This window comes from Peribacillus simplex, assembly GCF_001578185.1.
GTDB lineage: Bacteria > Bacillota > Bacilli > Bacillales > DSM-1321 > Peribacillus > Peribacillus simplex_A.
Genome location: NZ_CP011008.1, coordinates 3,165,453 through 3,187,566 on the forward strand (window position 1 = coordinate 3,165,453; position 22,114 = coordinate 3,187,566).

The 22,114-nt window shown below is 37.1% G+C and carries 18 protein-coding genes and 2 pseudogenes; 9 read left to right on the plus strand and 11 right to left on the minus strand.

The window, feature by feature from the left end:
• Nucleotides 1-88: 88 nt before the first annotated feature.
• Nucleotides 89-781 (plus strand): annotated as a pseudogene (locus UP17_RS14635) (potassium channel family protein); the annotation flags it as partial.
• A 148-nt stretch (nucleotides 782-929) separates the two neighbouring features.
• Nucleotides 930-2,294, plus strand: coding sequence for a TrkH family potassium uptake protein (locus UP17_RS14640; protein WP_061463711.1), 1,365 nt, complete (start codon nucleotides 930-932; stop codon nucleotides 2,292-2,294).
• Nucleotides 2,295-2,597: 303 nt separating this feature from the next.
• Here the strand turns inward: UP17_RS14640 and UP17_RS14645 are convergent, their stop codons facing one another.
• Nucleotides 2,598-3,194: a TetR/AcrR family transcriptional regulator gene (locus UP17_RS14645; protein ID WP_081109013.1), complete on the minus strand. Its 597-nt coding sequence runs from the start codon at nucleotides 3,192-3,194 to the stop codon at nucleotides 2,598-2,600.
• A gap of 291 nt (nucleotides 3,195-3,485) precedes the next feature.
• Here UP17_RS14645 and UP17_RS14650 point away from each other — a divergent pair, with 291 nt between their 5' ends.
• The gene (locus UP17_RS14650; RefSeq protein WP_061466119.1) at nucleotides 3,486-4,922 is read left to right on the plus strand and encodes a DHA2 family efflux MFS transporter permease subunit; all 1,437 of its coding nucleotides are present in this window, start codon (nucleotides 3,486-3,488) and stop codon (nucleotides 4,920-4,922) included.
• A gap of 279 nt (nucleotides 4,923-5,201) precedes the next feature.
• Here UP17_RS14650 and UP17_RS29745 read toward each other — a convergent pair.
• The 6 genes and pseudogenes from UP17_RS29745 to UP17_RS14670 form a co-directional block, all read right to left on the minus strand.
• A pseudogene (locus UP17_RS29745) lies at nucleotides 5,202-5,359 on the minus strand (IS110 family transposase); the annotation flags it as partial.
• A 466-nt stretch (nucleotides 5,360-5,825) separates the two neighbouring features.
• Nucleotides 5,826-6,533 (minus strand): response regulator, encoded by a 708-nt coding sequence (locus tag UP17_RS14655; protein WP_061463714.1) that lies wholly within the window; start codon nucleotides 6,531-6,533, stop codon nucleotides 5,826-5,828.
• On the minus strand, nucleotides 6,530-8,131 hold the full coding sequence (gene dcuS, locus UP17_RS14660) for a DcuS/MalK family sensor histidine kinase (protein ID WP_061463716.1): 1,602 nt from the start codon (nucleotides 8,129-8,131) through the stop codon (nucleotides 6,530-6,532). Before dcuS ends, UP17_RS14655 begins: the two co-directional genes overlap by 4 nt.
• Nucleotides 8,128-8,259, minus strand: a complete 132-nt coding sequence (locus UP17_RS29300) for a hypothetical protein (RefSeq protein WP_284149532.1) — start codon at nucleotides 8,257-8,259, stop codon at nucleotides 8,128-8,130. The genes dcuS and UP17_RS29300 overlap by 4 nt, the downstream gene beginning before the upstream one ends.
• 470 nt (nucleotides 8,260-8,729) lie before the next feature.
• A complete protein-coding gene (locus UP17_RS14665) occupies nucleotides 8,730-8,921 on the minus strand; it encodes a YolD-like family protein (protein ID WP_061463718.1) in 192 nt (63 codons plus the stop codon).
• A 644-nt stretch (nucleotides 8,922-9,565) separates the two neighbouring features.
• Entirely contained in the window at nucleotides 9,566-10,909 is a 1,344-nt protein-coding gene (locus tag UP17_RS14670; RefSeq protein ID WP_061463720.1) for a 2-hydroxycarboxylate transporter family protein, read from the minus strand.
• A gap of 716 nt (nucleotides 10,910-11,625) precedes the next feature.
• Here UP17_RS14670 and UP17_RS14675 point away from each other — a divergent pair.
• The gene (locus tag UP17_RS14675) at nucleotides 11,626-12,462 is read left to right on the plus strand and encodes an RMD1 family protein (protein ID WP_061463722.1); all 837 of its coding nucleotides are present in this window, start codon (nucleotides 11,626-11,628) and stop codon (nucleotides 12,460-12,462) included.
• A gap of 356 nt (nucleotides 12,463-12,818) precedes the next feature.
• Here UP17_RS14675 and UP17_RS14680 read toward each other — a convergent pair whose 3' ends face one another.
• From UP17_RS14680 to UP17_RS14690, 3 genes are all read right to left on the minus strand, one after another.
• A complete protein-coding gene (locus UP17_RS14680; protein ID WP_167555986.1) occupies nucleotides 12,819-14,018 on the minus strand; it encodes a C40 family peptidase in 1,200 nt (399 codons plus the stop codon).
• A 930-nt stretch (nucleotides 14,019-14,948) separates the two neighbouring features.
• Nucleotides 14,949-15,263: a hypothetical protein gene (locus UP17_RS14685; protein WP_061463727.1), complete on the minus strand. Its 315-nt coding sequence runs from the start codon at nucleotides 15,261-15,263 to the stop codon at nucleotides 14,949-14,951.
• A 100-nt stretch (nucleotides 15,264-15,363) separates the two neighbouring features.
• On the minus strand, nucleotides 15,364-15,723 hold the full coding sequence (locus UP17_RS14690) for a hypothetical protein (protein ID WP_250211676.1): 360 nt from the start codon (nucleotides 15,721-15,723) through the stop codon (nucleotides 15,364-15,366).
• Nucleotides 15,724-16,174: 451 nt separating this feature from the next.
• On the opposite strand from UP17_RS14690, the gene UP17_RS14695 reads away from it, so the two are divergent.
• Together UP17_RS14695 and UP17_RS14700 are read left to right on the plus strand one after the other, a co-directional pair.
• Nucleotides 16,175-16,765, plus strand: a complete 591-nt coding sequence (locus tag UP17_RS14695) for a TetR/AcrR family transcriptional regulator (protein ID WP_349817573.1) — start codon at nucleotides 16,175-16,177, stop codon at nucleotides 16,763-16,765.
• A gap of 25 nt (nucleotides 16,766-16,790) precedes the next feature.
• The gene (locus UP17_RS14700; RefSeq protein ID WP_061463731.1) at nucleotides 16,791-17,990 is read left to right on the plus strand and encodes an MFS transporter; all 1,200 of its coding nucleotides are present in this window, start codon (nucleotides 16,791-16,793) and stop codon (nucleotides 17,988-17,990) included.
• A gap of 356 nt (nucleotides 17,991-18,346) precedes the next feature.
• On the opposite strand, the gene UP17_RS14705 is transcribed toward UP17_RS14700, so the two are convergent.
• Nucleotides 18,347-19,312 (minus strand): MBL fold metallo-hydrolase, encoded by a 966-nt coding sequence (locus tag UP17_RS14705; protein ID WP_155727333.1) that lies wholly within the window; start codon nucleotides 19,310-19,312, stop codon nucleotides 18,347-18,349.
• Between the two features lie 342 nt (nucleotides 19,313-19,654).
• On the opposite strand from UP17_RS14705, the gene UP17_RS14710 reads away from it, so the two are divergent.
• The 3 genes from UP17_RS14710 (at nucleotide 19,655) to UP17_RS14720 (ending at nucleotide 21,760) form a co-directional block, all read left to right on the plus strand.
• Nucleotides 19,655-19,858 (plus strand): hypothetical protein, encoded by a 204-nt coding sequence (locus UP17_RS14710; RefSeq protein WP_061463734.1) that lies wholly within the window; start codon nucleotides 19,655-19,657, stop codon nucleotides 19,856-19,858.
• A gap of 664 nt (nucleotides 19,859-20,522) precedes the next feature.
• Nucleotides 20,523-20,666 carry an ATP-binding protein gene (locus UP17_RS29305; RefSeq protein ID WP_081109015.1) on the plus strand — a complete coding sequence of 48 codons (144 nt, stop codon included), beginning with the start codon at nucleotides 20,523-20,525 and terminating at the stop codon, nucleotides 20,664-20,666.
• Nucleotides 20,667-21,205: 539 nt separating this feature from the next.
• Nucleotides 21,206-21,760, plus strand: coding sequence for a hypothetical protein (locus UP17_RS14720; RefSeq protein WP_061466121.1), 555 nt, complete (start codon nucleotides 21,206-21,208; stop codon nucleotides 21,758-21,760).
• Nucleotides 21,761-22,114: the final 354 nt, after the last annotated feature.

Below are 22,114 nucleotides of genomic sequence, written 5' to 3' on the forward strand. Positions count from 1 at the left end.
CAGGGCGAATTAGATCTTTAACAGTTGCATTTGAAATAACTATGAGGCATAAACCGGATACTATCCATCAGCCGAAAGGAAAAATAATGATTGGATCATCAAAGATATCAGGAGTGAGATAAAAATGGGAAGACAACAATATGGAGTTGTTGGTTTAGGAAGATTTGGTACTAGTGTTGCTCGACGATTACAAGAGGCTGGACATGATGTTTTAGGAATTGACGTTAATGAAGAACGAGTAGAAGATGCTGGGCCTTACGTAACTCATGCAGTCGTGGCGGATACCACAGAAGAGCAAACACTTAAAGAAGTCGGAATTCGGAATTTTGATTGTGTAATCGTAGCAATTGGGAGTGATATGCAGTCCAGTATTTTAACCGTTTTGCTTCTAAAGGAGCTGGGTGTAAAAAAAGTAATCGCGAAAGCTATAGGTAAGCAACATGGACAGGTTTTGGACAAAGTAGGGGCAGATTGGATCATCTATCCTGAAAGAGATATGGGAGAACGTGTTGCAAATCAGCTCTTATCACCAAATTTATTGAACTATATTGAACTGTCAAAAAAATACAATATAGAAGAAATATTAATCCCTTCAAGAATGGCTGAAAAAAGTCTGCGGGAACTTGATATTCGTGCTAAATATAATATCAGTGCCATTGCCATCGTAAGAGGAGGAGATATTATCATTTCCCCATCTCCAGATCAGATTATTCATAAAAGAGATTTATTAGTGGTGATCGGGGACAAAGAGGAACTAGCCAGATTTTCAGGTGAAGAATAAAAGTGTCATGCTGAACACATTAACATGTTGTCAGTGGGCTTAAAGGGTTATATTTTCTTTCTATTATGATCTTTACTTAATCTAAAGTTCAAGTACCAAGATATAAGATAGGATGGACGATATAATTCCTAAGAAAAAGGAGATAACTATGCTACATTCAAGTAAAAAACACCGTAGGTTTAACATTATTAAACTTCACCCAGCACATATTCTATTGTTTGGTTTTTCAGGGTTAATTTTTATTGGAACGTGTTTATTAATGATACCTGCTGCTACTAGTGACAGGCATCATCTCAGTTTAATTGACGCCCTTTTTGAATCTACTTCTGCTGTATGTGTAACGGGATTAGGAGTTGTAGACACTGGTACCACGTTTACATTGTTTGGACAGATCGTTTTGCTCATTCTAATTCAATTGGGTGGCTGGGGATTTATGACCAGCAGTATACTGATGTTTATTATCATAGGGAAAAGGATTGGCTTGAAACAAAGATTAATGCTTCAAGAGTCTTTGAACACGTTTTCCGTACAAGGTGTAATCAAACTAGTTCAACGAATTATTATCATTACGTTAATTATTGAAACCATAGGTGCTGTTGCTCTCGCCATTCGCTGGTCACAGGAAATGAGTTGGGGAAAATCCGTTTATTATGGAATATTTCATTCTATTTCGGCTTTTAACAACGCAGGATTTGGCTTAGAACCTGATAGCTTGAGTAAGTGGGTAGGCGACCCAACTATAAATCTTACTATTACTTTGTTGTTTATGCTTGGGGGAATCGGATTTTTTGTAATTACGGATATATATGAACAGAAAAAATTAAAAATAAAAAGATTATCCTTACACACCAAAATTACGTTATTATTTACCTTACTGTTAAATGTGGTGAGTACGATTATCATTTTTGGCTTAGAATTCAATAATTCTGCTACATTAGGAACATTGGATATAGAGGATAAATGGTGGGCTGCTTATTTTCAAGGTGTTGTCCCCCGTACTGCTGGCTTCAATACTGTCGATATAAGCCAACTTACATTAAGTTCTCAAGTATTTATGATGGGATTAATGTTTATAGGGGCAGCTTCAGGGTCAACAGGTGGCGGAATAAAAGTAACGACTTTTGCTTTGTTACTTTTTGCCCTATGGGCAGTCATTACCAATAAGGAAGATATAAGCATCTTTAAACGAAGAATTCCAAAATCTCAGGTTTTTAGAGCTTTATCAATTGCTTTTTCTGGGGTAATATTTATTTTTATAATTTTGTTTTTACTAACTATAACAGAAAAAGGGGCTGACATGTCCAAGATAGTATTTGAAACGGTCTCTGCTTTTGGAACAGTTGGATTAAGTGCTGGATTTACTGGGGAACTAAGCCCTATCGGACGTATTTTGATTACAATTATGATGTTGGTGGGCAGGATTGGACCTCTGACTATGGCGTTTGCAATTGCTATTCATTCAAATGATAAATCAAAAATTCGTTATGCAGAAGAAAAAATCTTAATTGGATAATGTTAAGTCAAAAGAGGATATAAATAAGCTCTTTTCAGACTGTAGACAACTCGATAAATAATTGAGTTTGTCTACAGTCTTTTTAGGGTTGTAAAATTCGAACGTTGATTTCCATTCCAGGCACTCGCTTTCTACGGGCGGTCCGCCCTCGGCGCTGTGTAAAGACTGTTGGCAAAAGGGGTGCTATCTTCATGTTAAAACAAAGTTGATTGGAATGGGTGTGCGAGACTCCTGAGGGAAAAGCGTTGTCCAAGGGAGACCCCGTAGGCGTAAACAGATACCAGGAATTCTAATTATAACTAATTAAGAATTTTTATCTTGAAAATGGTAGAGCAAGAAGTGCTGTTTTGCGAGAAAATGCGGTGTATACGGCATGTCGTTTCGCAGCCAAGAAACTATAGTGCCTATCAAAGCTGAAGATCCATGCCAAATTGCTATATCCTTTTGAATTCCTGCTTTATAAAAGAAAGAATCATTTCCCAAAACCTCTAACCTTGCAGTTATTATTTCAGTTAGCATATTTAACAAGCGTTCAGTAAAGATAGGTACCCTCTTCGAACCTAATATCACTTTATAAAATTTAGCATGTTTAGCAATATGATCAAGCATCCGCACCAGCATTACAAAATCCGTATCGGCGGCAGCACCCTCGTTCACAGGCTGACTGTTCACTGCGGGCTGAATATCTTCAATCATATCATCAGCCATTTTCTCTAACATATCCGGTATATCCCGATAATGGAGGTAAAACGTAACACGGCTAATTGTAGCGCGCTCCGCTATGCGGCTAACAGACATTCTCTCAATATCCATTTCCTGCAGCAAATCAATAAAAGCTTCTTTTATTAAAAGCCGCGTACGAAGAATTCGTGGGTCTGTATGACCCTTGTAATTATCCACCATTTTACTTTTCCTTTCTCCTTGGTATTTAAATATACAGTTTCTTTAAGTAATGTACTATATTCCCCAAATAAACAACACAATTAGGTTTAGTGTAAACTAATTTACATTTTGCGTTTTATTGTAAATTGTAAGAACGGGAATTCCTAACTATAATCTTTTTTATACAGTGTTAATTATCTTACACATTGTAAAATAAATCTAGTGAGAAATAGAAAGGAAGTTTGTAGGTTGAGTAAAGGTATCAATACAACTGGTAGGTCCATTAAAAAAGGACCTATCTTGTTCATTATGATTTTGGGGGCTTTTCTAGCCACACTAAATCAGACAATCATGAGCGTTGCAACCCCAGAACTAATGGTTGATTTTAATATTTCGGCGGCAACTGCACAATGGCTGACAACTGGCTATTTGCTAGTGAATGGTATTCTAATTCCAATCACAGCGTATTTCATGCAAAGGTTCACCACCCGCCAGCTTTTTCTAGCTTCGATGGTAATCTTTCTTGCAGGCACGATAGTATCTGCTGTAGCAACAACCTTTCCGGTTCTTTTGACTGGGCGCATGATTCAGGCAGCGGGAGCTGGCATTATTATGCCACTACTTACGAATGTCATTTTCACAATCTATCCTCCCAATAAAAGAGGTGCAGCCATGGGAATGGTAGGCTTTGCGATCATTTTTGCGCCTGCCATCGGTCCTACTCTAGCAGGATATATCCTGGAAAACTATGAATGGGAATTAATGTTCTACGGCATGATTCCGTTTACCCTTTTGGTGATTATCTTCGGCTTTATTTACCTGAAGAACGTCTCGGAACAAGTTATCACCAAGATGGACATTATAAGTGTAATCCTTTCTACTATAGGGTTTGGCACTCTGTTATATGGCTTCAGCCGAGCCGGCAGTGAAGGCTGGTCCAGCAGTGAAGTGCTTGTATCTATTGCCGTAGGAGTCTCAGCACTTGGACTTTTTACCCGGAGGCAGTTAACTTCTCAGAATCCCCTGTTGGATCTGCGGGCCTTCAAGTACAATATGTTCTCCCTTACAGCCATTATCAACATTGCGGTTACCATGGTTATGTATGCAGATATGATGTTGCTTCCACTGTACTTGCAAAGTGCACGCGGCTACACAGCTTTAGAATCCGGATTGTTACTTCTCCCCGGTGCGCTTGTGATGGGATTCTTAATGCCTATTACAGGTAGGCTGTTTGATCGATATGGTGCAAAATGGCTGTCCATAATTGGGTTAATAATTACGATTATTACAACTATCGGCTTTATTGATTTGACAGATTCAACTAGCTATACCTATTTAGTTCTCATGTCTACGGGCCGTCGAATTGGAATGGCGCTGATGCTTATGCCTATTCAAACAGCAGGTTTAAATCAATTGCCTTCAAGCTTGACTGCTCATGGTACAGCAATATCCAATACCATTAGGCAAGTAGCAGGCGCAGTTGGTACTTCCCTTCTTGTAACAGTAATGACGAACCGCACCGAAACACATTTTAAGGAAATGATGTCCACTGGCGGAAATATGGCAAGTCAAAAACATATGATAACAGAAGCCACCATTCAGGGCATTAATGATGCTTATGTTGTAATTATCGGAATTGGACTAATTGGATTAATTCTTTCGTTTTTTATAAAACGTGTTGGGCAAGTCTCTGAGGAAGATTCTGGTGCTAAAATACAAAAAGTTAAGAGACTTAAGAAAGCATAATGTCAATCACTGAATGAAAAATAAAGAATTCCGAACAATTTATTAGTGATCCTGCTTGTAGTGAATCTGTTCTAAATATTCATTGGTAGTATGGGATTAGCTATGTGATTTAATCACCTAGAACTGAGCAGACACCATGTCTATAGTTGTTTCCATGTATTGAATATAAAAGTTGATTTGCTATAAGCATGATTATTTATAAAGTATGTATCAATTTTGAAGGAGGAATAGTATGGATAAAGAAGTACTTTTATATCAATAAAGAAGCCCTTGAATATAATCGCCAAAAACTTTCCGATATTCAGGAAACACTTGATCTAAAGTGGGATGAAACTGAAGTTTAGCTTCCACATACATATTTGTTACGATTTCCTGTTGCCTTGTCAAATTCCGAAGGTCTAAAAATGATTTCCTCTAATCTTATGAGGTTCTAAATCCACATCCAGACAAACTACCTGAATTCATTATTTTTTCTCCGCTACTAATTAACCAGCAGCCCTAGTACTCCATGTAGTGTCTTAGCTTCGCTTGTTATGGCCGAGCTTATAATACGAACGTCCTGTTAGGGGAACATAGACGCATATATCATAAACTAATATTTAACAAGGCTACCCCGAATACATCTATCTCACAAAAGAATAATGTCAATATTAACAGGTTCAAAACCATCTGCTCGAAGTCGTGAGTTAATCTGTCCTCGATGACACTGACCTTGCAATGCTACGACAGAGCCTAATTTGATATTTGCACCTTCAAGCACCTTTTGGATTCGGTTATTCTGTCTTTCACGGTCCACCGATTCTTTACCCCTGATTCCCGTATATTAAATGAGTCCATTCGGCACCCTATTATATCAAAATATCCCAATGTTAACCAAAAAAGCAAGCGGCCAATATTGACCGCTTAAAGGAATTTTTTAATTATATTTTCTTTTGCTTCATTATACTTATATTGGTAAATCGGTCTCCCTATGGTTCCATAATGAACTTGAACATAAAGAGCATCCATGTCACTCAAAAATTTTAAATACTTTCTTACCGATACCCTTGAGATGCCGACACGGCCTGCGATCTCTTCAGTTGAAAACGGAGACCCACCCATGCTTTGTGCTGTTTCCCATATTATTTGTAACGTACCTTGTGTCAATCCTTTCGGCAGTTCTTCTGCCATTACTCTTGGATTCTTGCGAAGGATTTGCCGATCTAACTCCTTTTGACTTAATACATGCTGATTTTTCATAAACATGAATTTCTCTCGATAGGCTGATAAAGCTTCATTAAATCGGTCAAATTCAAAGGGCTTAATTAAGTAATCAACTGCTCCGTACCGCAGTGCTGTTTGAATCCTATTCATATCCGAAGCAGCTGTAATAAAAATTACATCTGCTTTCATCCCTGTTTCCCTTATAAGCAACAACAAATCCAATCCATTCATCCCAGGTATAAAAATATCTAGTAAAATTAAATCGATTGTCTGTTTCTCCAATAGGTTTAAAGCTTCATTTACAGAAGAAACAACAGACACTAGCTGAAATCCTTCTACTTGCTCCAGATAGCGTTTGTTAAACTCCGCTACCATCGGATCGTCCTCTACGATGAGCACACGTATCATTCTGTATCACCCTTGCAATCATATGGTATATAAACAACAAATCTCGTTCCTTGAGATGGCTTAGAGGAGATTTCTAAATCTCCACCAAGCCTTTCCAGGCTTTGATTGACTAAAAAAAGTCCTAATCCCCTTTCTTTTCCCTTAGTAGAAAATCCTCTTTCGAACATATAATCTTGCGTTCCCTTTTCCATCCCGACTCCGGTGTCCTTTACTTCGATTGTTAAGATATCATCTCCGTAATCAAAATGCACTTCTATTTGCTTACGCGGACAGCTTGTTAGTGATTCTAGAGCATTGTCGATTAAATTCCCCAATATTGTAATTAGCTCGTGGGACATATAAGAATTAAGCGGCTCAGGCACTTGACGTTCGCTCGTTATATTTAACTCCGCATCGGCTTCACGAGCATGACTTAATTTTCCTATCAGAAATCCTGCCAGGACAGGATCTTTTATATTTCTGGTTATAGCATCAATTTCATTGTTTCGATGATTTACCAATTCCTTTATATAATTTGTCATTTTATCATGATAACCCATATGTGACATTCCTAAAATAACATGCAGCTTATTCATAAACTCATGAGATTGAGCACGGAGCGCCTCTGCATACGAACGTACCCCAGTCAATTGTTCAGCGAGTTGTTGAATTTCTGTTTTATCACGGAATGTCGAAACTGCTCCCACTATCTTGTCATTTAAAAAAATCGGCACACGGTTTACCACCAAAGTGATACCGTTTAAAACCATCTCTTCGTCTAACTCTGTTTTCCCGGTCTCCAATATCCTGCACAGTCTTGAGTTCGACAAGTATTCTTCCAGTTTCATTCCCAACGGTTCTTGAGTTAACCCTGCCTTATTGAATAAACGTAAAGCCGTTTTGTTTACCATTGTAATCCGGGACTCCTGGTCAACGGCTATAATTCCCTCCCTTACTGATTGCAAGATAGCATCTCGCTCTTGAAATAACTTAGCTATAGCAAAGGGCTCCAGACCAAAAAGAATTCTCCTGACATACCTTGCCAATAGTATAGCACCTAAGATGCCCGCTGCTATTCCAAATAAGGTTCCCGTATAGGTATTTTTTCGACCTTGACTTACAGCTTTTTGAACGTCATTTAAGGAAATACCTACCGCTACAACACCTAGTTGCTTACCCTTACGGTCGAAAATTGGTGTAAAGGAACGAAGGGATGTCCCTAAAGTGCCCTTTGATACAGAAATATGTTCTTTTCCATGTAAGGCAATCGTCTCATCCCCGCCGACGAATTGCTTTCCTATCTTGGCAGGATCGGGATGCGACTTACGGATTTTATTCATATCCATCACCACAACAAATTGTACATTAGTAAGACGGCGTGTTTCCTCTGCAAACTCTTGAATAGAACTTTCCTTTTCTTGCTTACCCAAAGTTTCCGTTACAAGTTGTGAATGTGCTACCATACGCGCCACATTTGTTGCTTTTTCTTCCTGATCCTTTTCTATGCTCGCCGCTATTGTTCTACTGATTAGTAAATCAGTCACGAGCAATGAAAGAGCTACTACACTACAAACCAATATCGTTATTGTCACTTGTAGGCTCCATTTTCTTCCTTTCATAATTTCTCTCCCCACTCTCTTAGAACCCATGGCACTGTATCCCTTTGCAAGCTGTCATTTACCAGCATTTTCATAATCCTGAATATTTTTTTGTTAGCCATACCTAATTGGCCTATAGCTTCAATCATATTAGTATACCCACCAGCAAAATAATACAAAAGTGGTAAAACCTAAAGATTTATAAGTCTTATAACTAGGCTGTTTTCACATACTTTGTTGCTATTTACCAGGTAGTGAGTTGTGGGTGACTTCCCCTCCAGATGCTCGCTTTCCTTGGTGCGGGCGGTGAGCATCCTCGGCGTAAACGCTTGTGGGGTCTCACCTGTCCCGCTGCTCCCGCAGGAGTCTCGCACTTCCGCTCCAATCAACCTTAAATAGTTTCGTTTTAAAAACAACAATCTATACGAAAAGAGCCTATAACTAAAAATAAAAAGAGGCGAATCATCTACATACGGCAGATGATTTGCCTCCTTTTACTTTAAATCGACTTTTTCAATCCCCTTTTTACCATTTGGGGATTATTGAGTTGGTTGCGTCGTTAATGATTCTAAAAGAATCAAACAATTTCATTTCCAAGCTTTAAAATTCGAACCAGAAATTAAAGCGATTCATGAATTTCCTTAATACCGGATAAACGAATGGTCAGAACCTTTTGCTGTTCAACTTTTAAAGACAGGGTTTGTTGATGTAAATCAAGGTTACAAATACGGCCCTTACATATTTGTAACGATTCATTCTGATAATAGGTAATGGTCATTAAGCAATTTTTTGATAATTCTTTTAAGAACATTTACTTCTCTCCTTTCTTACTAGTGGTTTATATGAAAAAATATACTAAAATGATTGACTAGGTATAAAAGACGACGAGAAGGGCATCTGCTTTAGGGTTTGGATTAAGTCTTTTTACTTTTTATATCAGAAATTAGGGAACGCTTACATCGATTTTTGAACAACTTCCATTTAAACAAATTTGGCTTGGATATACTAAGTCCACTCCTGTTTAATGGCATTCAATTCCAATTGACATGTTTTTGTGAAACACCGGTTTCCATTGGACGTTTGCAACAGCTGCTGTAACATATGCTGCTACTCGGCGATTAAAAAGATCTGGAATCACATATTCCTCGTAAAGGTCCTGAAATTCAATCCAGCAATTGCATAAACTACAAGCTTCATATCCTCATTGATTGTTCTCCCATGAACGTCAAAGGTACCACCAAAATGCAAGGGAGTGCGCGGACATTATTGATCTGATTTGGGAAACCCGAGTGTCCGGTTCCTGCTACAAGTGCTCCCGCTTTAGTTGCCTCTAAAGGCATTATTCCGGAACCGGATTGGCTATGGCAAAAATGAGTTATTTTAACAATATGGTATCGGCGCATTTGAATTAAAAAACTTAGTTTATCATCCGTTCACACTATTTTATTATAGTTTTTAACTTAATAATTTCATTAAGAGTGTTGCTAATATAACAGTGGCAGCACCGCCAAGTCTTGTTGAAACTTGTGCAAACGGCATTAATGACATACGGTTGGAAGCTGATAAAATGGCTACATCGCCTGTTCCTCCTAAACCGCTGTGACAGCCTGTTACAATTGCTGAATCAACTGGATACATATTCATAAACTTCCCAACAACATACCCAGTCCCTACCATCGTTATAACAACTACAGAACAAACTAAAACATAAGCTGGAGTTATAATTTTGACTACATCTTCTAATGGGATATAGAGCATACCTAAACCAACCATTAGAGGCCATGTTAAACTTGTGGAAATAAATTTGTATAAATGATAGGCGCCTTGTTCCATTTTTGCAGGCATCACTTTCAAACATTTGACAAGTGTTGCAGCTACAATCATGAGTACAGGACCTGGAATGCCAAGAAATTTATGCGCTAGGCTTCCGAAGATGAAGAAACCGCAGGCAATCAATAATCCGGCACCCATTAGTGAAAAATCAACAGGTTTATTAATATTTGTTTCTTGGATGATCCCGTCGCCACCTTTCGTTTTCACTAATACACCATTACCAGTAAGTTCCGGTTTTTTCTCCCCTAAACGTTTCAGTAAACCGGCACAAATAATCGCTATGATATTTCCAATGACAGCTGCCGGAATCATTTGGGATACAAATGTTTCAGCAGATGCACCTAAAATTTGAGAATATGCCAGGGAAAGCGGTAAGATTCCTTCTCCAATTCCTCCGCCAATAATTGGTACAACAATAAAGAAGAATGTATGTTTTAGATCATATCCTAACAATGAACCTACTAAAACTCCTGCTGCAACAGAAACAAGCGTTCCTACCACGAGTGGAACAAACATACGCGTAAATCCTTGTAATAATACTTGACGGTTCATACCAAGAATACTGCCTGCAACTAAACAAGATATATAAAGGTAAAGGAAGTTAGATGTTTTCATCAAGGTTGTTACCGCTTCCATTGCAGCCGGATTAACCAAATTATAAAATACCATAATAGACGGGATTAAGAGCGCTAAAATCGCCGGACCACCAATATCTTTCACTATAGGAATTTTCAACCCAATATCCCCAAGTAAAATTCCCATAACCATGATAACGGCAAAACCACCAATCATATCAGGCGGTAGCTGATTATATACTGATGCACCATAAATAATAAGCGCCAAGGCTATATAAAGAGGTAGCGGAATAACGCCTACTTTCACCTCTTTAAGTTTGGATAAAAAGCTTTGGTTATCTCCGTTTTCTTCAATATAAGGAAGCGGTTTCATTTTCTTTGCAGATTGCATTTTTTAACCTCCTGTTATTTGACTCCTATTATTTGCTATCCTTAATTTAAGTGATTTTCAAAAAATTTTATAGCTTATGTAACTTTTGTAAGCATTTTTTAATTAAAAAAAGTAAACAGATCCACTTACAATAGATGATTACGAATTCAGCATTGTTGAGGAAACGGAAAAAAATAAAAAAAATCATTATGTTCCATTTAGCTTAACTTGAAAACGGGCAATTTATTGTAATTGGCCCATATTGTAAATCAATCAATTTCAAGATGATGTATTAAGTTAAATGAGAATTCTTCTAAAGTATTACGTTTTCATCATCGTTAAGGGAACAAGTAAAGAAGACCGGGAGAAGTAACTCGACAAACTAACAGCATTCCTTCAAAATTCATTTAACCATAAGGATGAAATAGGGTTACCGGTTAATTGAATTTTAAGGAGGAGATAGCGAAGAATCCAGTCATTGGTCTGGATTTGGTAAAAGGTGAAAGTCAGGTTCAAGCATTCTTGGATAAAAAATAATAGAACGAAACTTTCCAAACATAGTTCAGTGGAAGGCATGCACTAATTTAGCATAGCATGAAATTTTTAAGTTTTTCATCGAAAAACTATTAGCTGGTTTAGCTGTAAGAAAAACAACCTTCAAGAATTCTTCAAGCATGTTTTTGTAAGGAATGGAATAAATTCAGATGAAGACCAATTTGCCGAAGAGAGTGATATAAATGAAACCAATTACCTTTAAAGCATTTGCAATCACTAATGAAATTGATTTGAACAAAATCGCCATTCATTGCGGCATTCCTAAAAAATTCACCTGGGAAGAGCCTTTAATCCTCAAAGGTGATATTCTAAATTCCATCCTTAATAAAAAGATGAATGAATCGCAACAGGTGCTGGTTTTTTCCTTTGGCAGCATTGTCTTCATTAATTACTCACACGCTGATGAGGTAAAAGAGTTTTCAACCTATATCCAATCGTTCGAGCCTGATATTGATCTCGTCCATGTAGATCGATATACGGACGATTACAGCCTTCACATTAGAGAAACTGAAAACATCAAGCTGACCGACGAATATGTAGCGGTGCCTAAATATGAATTTTTCTACCCTGAATTAATTTCCACTGTTCTCGCAAAATCGGTGGCACTCGAAAAAACTGAGGAACAGCTCGGAAAAATCCATGACAAGCTCGAAACCATGATAGACCGACTGGAAAAAGGCAAGCTAAGAATCGGCAACAAGGAACTAGCGAGGACGACGGCAAAAATCGTACGTCACGAGTATAATACCCTTGCGTATATCATGATTCTGGATAAACCTGATATTACATGGACAAGCAGCATTGCCGGCGAATTTTATGACAGGATGCTGAATTTTTTTGAATTGAATGATCGGTATAAAATCTTGAAAAGTAAAACAGAAATTTTATATAACATTATGGATGGGTTTTCTAACATCAGCCATTCGATAAGGGGGCTATTCGTTGAATGGATCATTGTCATTTTAATTGTCTTTGAGATTATCTTGACGATTTTAGAAATTGTAGGATGGATTCCATGAATCCTGCTTTAAGTGGCATAGACACTTTGAAGAAGTAGGGAAACCAAATTTCCATAATAGATTTGGGGTATTCGAAAACAGGTATTATTTGTGAAAAATAAGAACGAAATGAAAAACTACTTCAATAAGGGAGGTTGCTCCGTCAACCTGTTTCCTGCGGTACTAAAAAGCAGTAGACATTTTGCATCCCCAATGTATTCATTACCGATACATCTTGACAGCTCATTTTTTTCATTTGTTTATTCCTCAACCTTTAGCCCTTTTTAAGCCATTAAAAATCCCCTTAAGATACCATTGGATCTTAAAGGGAAACTATTAATAGAAAATCCAAGCAGTCTTAATTCTCTCGTTTTATCTTAGTCCATATTGTTTTGGACTTGCCCAAAACTTTCGAACTTCTGTTCAAAATAACTTGAAGTAAGATCAGAAATATGAACGCCAGTATTTTTTGTTGTATGTATAAAGAGACCATCCCCTAGATAAATACCTACGTGGGTTATCTCTTTACTTAAATCTGACTCTTTAAAAAATACTAAGTCCCCTGCCTTTGGATTTTTGAGTTTCCGCAGCAAGGAATAGTAGTCCGCTGCCGAACTTCGTTTAACGGAAATTCCCTGCTCCTTCATGACCCAATAGATAAATCCGCTGCAATCCATTCCAATAATCGGGTCATATTCACCAAAAACATAAGGAAATCCACGTAGAGTATATGCATACTTTATGACATCAAGAGCTTTATCATAGGAAGCCTTTTGATTTGCATAAAATGGATACAAGGGACTGCTGTATATTTGAAGATACTGCCCCTGCATCAAACTATCAGTTGGTAAAGCGTTACGCTTTTTGATTGTTTCCACAGATACACCGTAATTTTCCGAAATGCTTTTAAGGGTTTCATTATTTTTAACGACATGCTCTCCCTTAGGTGTAAACGTTTTAAACTCGGCTTGGAATTGTGCAAAATATTCTTCTGTGATAGATCTCACCTGAACTGTCTCTGCTCCATATCCAGAATTAACAAACTGATTCCCCCCCAGATAGATCCCAGCCGTCACGATTTTTGAGCTTTCCTTTTCCAGAAAAAATATAACATCTCCAGCCTTAGGAGTATCTGTAACCATTCCTTGCTTATAATAGCCTTCAACTGACAAACGGTCGATGGGCACCTGTTGTCGGGAGAGTACCCAATAAATCAATCCGCTAGAATCGAACCCATTTATCGGTGTCTCTTCTTCAGCCGCTTTTTTAAATCCTATAAAAGTTTTTGCATAATTCCCAATTTGTTTCCCTCTCTCTGTCCATTGATAGATGGAAGGAGTATAAACCGTCTGAATGATTAACTTCTGGCCCACATATAACGTACCATCCGGTAAACCATTCGTCTTCATTAATCGCTCTGCCGATATATCATAATTCGCTGCAATCGATTCAACCGTTTCCTGGGAGGATACAGTGTGCACTTGTTCTGCCGCTTCAACTTTTAAGCCAGGTAAAAAGATAAAACCAGCCATCCCCAGCAATAAAAGCAACATACTACCTAATATTCTTTTTCCCATTTTAATCCCTTCCTTATAACCAAAAATATCTTTTAAAAATACAGTCATACAATCATGCAGATTTTCTTCCTTCTTAATGAATTTATAAAATTCTGCAATAATAAATATTCCCTGTACTACTTTAACACAAAAATACTATTAATTGGGTTACCTTCCACTTTTTCTTATTGAGCAAATCCGTATTGATTTCCCCTCTAATTTGAATGCATGATTATTGCAAGCATTATACATTTCAAAAGGCCGCCAAATACTTTGTTAAATAATTTATCGTTCAATGAACTAAATATGGCATCTAGGGCGGTGATATCGGGCGATTTCTAAAAGAAGTATTTCAGGGTCCCGCAATCCAAATACTTGCTATGATTAGAGTGAAAACTATTCTTATGATCATTGAAATCTGATCATTGAAATCATTAAACATTTCATTTAGTAACAATGAAATGAAAAATAAACAATCAAATCTGAAAAAATGATTGTTCGACCAAACAAATAAAATTATAATATATCCATATTTTTATCCGACCATATATTCTGTCTTGACATTCAAAAGGCCGCCAATTGGCGGCCTTCTTATGGGTGCTAACGACCCATTACTTTAAGTGCAATCCTTTACAACTTACAAACTTTTTAATTAGACTGTTTTTTGTTTTGTCTTCACTTATGAAACCTATGAAATTGGTAATTAGAATATACCAGGCATGCCTTCCATATGTAGCAGGGGATAGATGTGCGATTATATTAACAAAAAGCCAAAATATGGAACCTATAGGATAACTGTCAAAAGGTTAGCGTTTCGACCATTTAACCACTTTTTTGTCAGGAGAAAGAGTAGGATTGTACCCAAAATGAATTAAATTCAACAACAATAGCTACTTTACAGTACCAATATTCCATCCCGACAGTCTACTAATCCTATATTCAGAACAAAATTTATTTATTAGGCACTAATATTACTGTTTTTTTAAAGTAAATAAACAAATTAAATATACTTAACCCTAAAATTATAAGAAACATATATAAGGAAATAACGTCCCCTGCTAAATTTAATTCATCAGCTATGTATCCCATAATAATAAGATTAATACTTGAAACAATTATTGACATTATTGAAATGATACTAACAGTGAATCCATTAACAAGGTTGCGACGTTTCTTAGCCAATAAAATAATGGAAATTATAAATAAACTAATTATTAAAGTAATGAAAACTAATCTTAAAAAATCGTAAATTTCCAACCCTTCCATAGTTACCCTCCTTATTATTCTATTCCTGCATATATTACCACAAAAAACCATTTTCCCAGAAATGGAAACGGCTTAATTGTTCTGTATAGTGGATAAGGTTTTACGACTGATTATAGTAATTTAAATCTCTCCAACCTTCAAAAGTATTTCTGAATTTTCTTGATAAATCATTATCTTTACTAAGAAGGAGAATTGCTGAAGAGTCCCACAAAACCAATTCAACTTTTGCCTTAGGATGTTGGATATTTGGAGTTTCCCCCCAAAGGTTTGGATTGCCGTCTGCATATGGTTCTACTTTAATGTCATCTAAATCATTTTTCTCGTTTTTATCAAATGCCGAAAATACACCCCAAATAAAATAAAAATCTTTATTATTAGCAAGTTTCTTTAGATTTTCACCTGTAATCCAGAAGTTATTATGAAGGTCGTCAAAAATCCGATAATCTTCCAAAGTAATCAAGGCAATTTTCTTCGTATGACCAATCTAAATCTGTAAGTAGCCAATTATAATCTTTTTCGAGTCTGTTGAACGAGTTTAATATTTCTTTTAACTCCAAGAACCCTTCTAAAGTGGTATTCATTTCTTATACCTCACAACTAATTCCCCTTATTTTATCACTTCTTTTTAAACTTCCACTTTAGTTCCATAAAAAGAGGTGACCTTCACAGCACTTTAAAGAACTATAAACTGCCCCGAGAGCGGCCGCAGCACCCTCTGTTATATGAAAAAAGTATTCAATTATAAAAAAACAGTTTGATTACTTTTGTGCACCTTTCATTCAAAAAAATCGCTTGATTATGGAGGTTTTTTCCACACCACAGTGTTGCTTAATACCCTCCTATAAACTAAACCGCTTGCTTATATTTATTTAATTTGCTAATATAACTGACGAACGTTCGTTAAATTAGAGGTGATATTATTGAAAAGTGATGAAATTAAGGTAGCAGCTTTAAAATATTTTACGATCCATGGTTATGAAGGAGCATCCCTATCTCTAATAGCTGAAGAAGTCGGCATGAAAAAGCAATCCATTTACGCCCATTTTAAAGGCAAGGATGATCTTTTTCTGAAAGTTTTACGTGATGCGAAAGAGGCGGAGCTATCTTCAAAACTCCAATATTTCAGTAAAGTTGATTCAAAAAATCCAGAAAAAGATTTATACGGATTTCTACAATTGATCATCGATCTCTTTCAAAAAAATGAGCATTTAAAGTTTTGGCTGCGTATGTCCTTTTTTCCGCCAGCCCATCTTGAAAAAGCAATCGGACAGGAAGTCATGGATATCGAGGAAAAGGTGCAGGCGATATTGGAAAGAAAATTTCAGGATTGGATCAATGCTAAATTAATCGTCGAAGAAGCAGCAATTACGCCGACCTTTGCATTCTTAGGAGTAGTGGATTCCATTATGCTGGAGCTTGTATACGGCAATGATGAGAAACGGCTGAACGATAAATTAGCATCCTCTTGGAAAGTATTTTGGAGAGGTATTTCACAAAAATGATTCACATAGAAAGAGGTGTTAATACATGAATAAACCAATTAATGAACAAAAGGCGATATTAATTATTCTTCTAAGCAATATATTCATTGCCTTTCTAGGAATTGGACTCATCATCCCCGTAATGCCATCGTTTATGAATATCATGCATTTATCAGGAAGTACGATGGGCTATCTTGTTGCCGTATTTGCAGTATCACAACTTGTTATGTCACCATTCGCAGGTCGTTGGGTCGACCGTTACGGCAGAAAGAAAATCATCATTATCGGCTTATTCCTTTTTGGTGTTTCAGAACTTATCTTTGGTATAGGCACGAACGTATCCGTGTTATATATATCAAGGATCCTAGGGGGAATTAGTGCCGCCTTTATTATGCCAGGTGTTACTGCATATGTTGCAGATATTACATCAGTTCAGGAACGGCCAAAAGCAATGGGGTATATTTCGGCCGCCATTAGCTTGGGCTTTATTATAGGACCTGGTATCGGTGGTTTTATTGCGGAATATGGTATACGTTTGCCATTCTTTCTTGCGGCAGCCATTGCTTTTTTAGCATGCCTTGCATCAATATTTATGTTAAAAGAACCGCTAACAAAGGAACAGCTTGCAGAAGTTTCTTCTAATACAAAAGAAACAAACTTTATAGACGATTTAAAAAGATCACTTAACCCGCTTTACTTTATTGCGTTTATCATCGTATTTGTACTCGCTTTTGGTTTATCAGCATATGAAACTGTTTTCAGCCTATTTTCTGATCATAAATTTGGCTTCACGCCGAAGGATATTGCAACTATCATTACAATTAGCTCAATCTTCGGAGTTGTTGTGCAAGTATTTATGTTTGGAAAACTGGTAGATATCCTTGGTGAAAAGAAGCTGATTCAATTATGTTTAGTCATCGGGGCAATATTCGCGGTGGCTTCCACATTGATATCTAGCTATTTGGCAGTACTGGTGGTAACTAGCTTCATCTTTCTTGCATTTGACTTACTTCGTCCGGCATTGACGACATTTTTATCAAAAGCCGCCGGGAAAGAGCAAGGGTTTGTTGCTGGAATGAACTCAACCTATACGAGCTTAGGGAATATCTTCGGACCAGCAATGGGAGGAATACTATTTGACGTAAACATCCACTATCCTTATCTTTTTGCTGCTGTCATTATGGTCATTGGCCTAGGTATTACAGTCATTTGGAAAGAAAACCGATTAGCAGATAGTTTAGCTTAATAACGAGGCGCCATTTGAATAATAAAGGCCAAGATTGCCTTAATATGATTTTTCAAAGTACATTTCGAGCTGGAAACTCTTAAACTTGTATTATACTTTGCCTTTAAACAAAGATCCCCTGTCCATTTTGGGCAAGGGGTTTTTATGCGTCAAGGGGTTAGAAGCTTTTACTCGATGCGGACTTTTAGGCCCTTATATCATGATATTCATGAGCCGTTGCGCTAGGGATATCGGTTTTTTTATTGAAAGTGTCTTAGCCTGGGTTATATGTCAAAATGTTTACGGTAGCACAGTTCCAAACGCTTATTGCATTGGCTGAAGCTCGTCTATTATTTTTTCCCTGAGTGCTCATCGTTTCACGGGTGCAGCACTTGTACCTTATCGCCAATTTCAATAGACAGCAAATCCTCACCTACTACAACTGTTCCTTCATATGTTTCTTTTGTTCTTCCGGGCAAATTAGCTTTTTCTTCTGTTAATCCACCTAATAATACAATATGTGAATACACAGTAAGCTTTGGTTGTATTTGGCTAAAGACTTTACCTGCTTCCTCGGGTGTAGTGTGAAGGTCAAGAATATTGGATATTGATTCTGATTCATTATCAGGTCTTGCGGCTGCAACCTCATGAATGACTACGTCAGCACCTTTAGCAAATTGAATTAGATTTTCATTATAACGGGTGTCACCTGAGATAACTACTGAATGTCCTTTGTAATTAACCCGATAACCAAAAGCAGGATCAATTGATTTATGGTCAACCTTGAAAGCTATTACCTCTATTCCCTTTTGTTGATACACAACGCCTTCCTTGATATCATGTGCTATAATACTTGCTCCTTCAACGTTTCCATTTCCATAGTCTTCCCTTGCATCCAAATCGGCTTTATAAGCTTTATTCATATGTAACATCATTTTCTTTGTTCCCTTAGGTCCCCAAATGTTAAAGGCTAGCTCTCTTTTCCCACCTGTTGGCAAAGAACCTGTAAGCCATATGTCTGGGATGCCAATCGTATGATCCGAATGCAAGTGTGAAAGGAATAACTTGTCAATACTGCCTGGTAACATATTCGCTTTATATAATTGCAAAGCAGTTCCACGTCCTGCATCAAAGAGGAGCTTTTCATTACCAACTTCCACAAGGGTAGCGGGACCGGACCGGGATGTACTTAAAATAGGAGAACCTGTTCCTAATAGAGTTACTTTAAAATCCGATTGCATTCCAGCAGATTGGCCAAAAGAAGGAAGTAATAATGGTAATGATAGTATGATTGAAACTACCAACAAAAAACTAATAGAGGTATTCCTTATTCTTTTCTTCATAGCAAAATCCTCCTTAAATTATTTGACTTTACTCTGGGGAATCTGTCCCAGCCTCCTTCCGAGTGTTTGTTTTGAATAGAAAATAATGTTTCGGAATTATTTTCCACAAATCAACACTACAGTATTTTCAATATTCAATCAACTACACCAAAAGCAATTTAGGATTTACAATTTGAATGCTGTTTCAACCTTTCATCAAGAACAACAAGATAGCGGAAGATTTTTAATTACAGGTCCCAGTTCGTGATTGAAATTTAAAATAATCCATAAAAAATATTGGATTTTATTTTGGATCAATTGTTCATACTAAAATAAAAAATACATGTTAAAGAAGGAGTTTATATGCCAAATCAAAAAAATAATGACCATAATCCAGTCCAACATAAAAGCCGGGACAGTCGATTAAATACAGAAGATGATCCTTTCGGCATACTTAAACAAGAAATGGAAGTGGATACAGATGTCAATGAAGATCCAAATCGGGAAAAATTATTAGATGAATCAGTTGTTTCTTTTCTAAAATCGAAAGAAGGACAGGAATATTAGAGAAGGAATTGTGCTCGCTAATGGGATGTTTTTATAGCCAACTAATCCACCATTTTCCACTATCCTCCGATTAAATGATTCAGAAAAAGCTAAAAGACAAAGACAGAGTCATTTCTTACCAAAGGAAGTCAGATCATTTCAATTTTCCAAGGTGCCACTCATGAACTTTTGGGTGGCCCTTTTTGTATTGTTATCTAAAATGTTGGTTAGATTAACTACTTTAATTTTTAATGTTTTCTTATTCGTAAATTTCAAATATGTACAGAGTACAAGGTTTCTTGAACAAAAGAGCACTGTGACCCATCAGGTTAGCATAACTGGCCTCCACCCCTTGGATAGGCATGACGAAGGAATGAGAGGGCAATTGACCCACGGGAGGGAAAGCCTCCAGGGACGGTGTGGAGATGTACATTGCATGGTAAAATATGGAGCGGCGCTGACTCCTATGCCTTCATGAAGCCAAAATGATCTGACCTCATTTCAATTACCCGGAAATCCAATTACAAGGGTTATGAAATCCTGCGAATAAGTGAGCATTCGAGAGATATTCGTATCAAACTGATGGAGTTCAATAAGATAAATGGTATTTCCCATTCTTTCACCGCCCATTGATATTAATAAAAAGTCCTCCCCTTCACCTCAGTTAAACTTTTTGTAACCGACAATCGATGTATCTTCTAATAATTCTGGAACTGGATTAGGGCTGGCTATTGCAAGACAAATTATTATAGCTCATGGCGGAGATCTTCACATAGATAGTAAACCTCAACTAGGAACCCAGTGTAGTATTATATTTCATTCGAACTAGAAAAAAGAAATTAACGAATTATTGTATAAGTGATTTAACGAATAAAAGCTGATATTTCCTTAGTGTGGGAAAATCGGCTTTCTTTATTTCGAAATTTGCTTAGCGTATGTTTTTCGTTTTTTTTGGTAGGACCCTTGGCGGTACCCATATAGAGTAGTTTTATATAACTCCTTGGTTATGGTGAAATACTTTAAAAAACACTTTTGAAAATAAGAGAATTTACCTCCTGATAAATTAACGATATAGTAAAATATATCCTTGCATGGAAATAATATACACTGTAGGCTAGAGGAGAATCATCCTTTGACACATTTCGTATAAACGGCTGGGGAGCGAAGCCGGAAGGAGGGAATATTAATAAAAGTGGAATTCAGCCATTCGTATACAAGCCGGTATCGGATATTCCGTCAAGATTTTACGCAGGGGCTGTCAACTTCCACTTTTTCCGGTCAAAGTATCTAAATTTCAATAATATGGGAGTGGAGAAATTGCGAATAAAACTTTGTCTTTCCGTAATAATATGTTGTCTTTTCGTTGCCATGGGATTTACACCAGTATCGAAGGCCGAGACGAATGCAGAAAAGGATTATACGATTAAATCGTTCCATTATTTAAATGTAGATGGAAAAGATGTGGATTCCCAGGCCAAAGTGAGTAACATATCTAACAAAGAAATAAAAGTAACAATGGTTCTTCCTAAACAGAATAACGAGGGCGATTGGTTGGCATATGGATTTACGAGCAGGGAAACTTTGCTGGCATTTATCGAAAAAGATAAACAGAGACTTCAAAACAAAGTCACTACCATGGGCAGCGGTTCTTGTTGTACCGATTTCTATGAGTATAAAAATAAAGGTGGGAATTATATTTATTGGAGAGACGGTTTTACAAACTTGTCTTCCAGCTGGAATGACAGAATTTCCTCCTTAAGTACGGCGTCACCTTCTTCAAGCTATTCGACGACGCTGTGGGAGCATACTTCATCTCAAGGGTATGGCAGAGGAGTTTCCTTTAGACACTCCGATTGGTATGGTAAAACTGCTAATATGGCTTCGGATTGGGACAATAAGGCTTCGGCAATCGAAATCAAATAACGGGAGATCGCCAATGACCAGGTGAAGGATTTTTAAAATCACTATTCTCTCATTGATTTCGGAAATGGGAGAATAGTGATATTTTTTTAAAGTTTCGTCGCAACTGCCGACCGAGCACAAGCCGTAGTAAAGAAAAATTTTAAGGGATTATTTTTGACTGTAATTTTGTTTATTGTAGTGAACGTATGATTATGTAAAGAATCGCACGTTCAAAAGGCTGCCAATTGGCGGTCTTCTTATGACGCTAGTCGAGTAGAAGGGAACCTCACAGAACCGTGCTTGCGCTATTCACGCACACGGCTCCTCCTCGTTACCATTCACAAAATGTAGCTAATCTCTCAGATTCAGATTTTG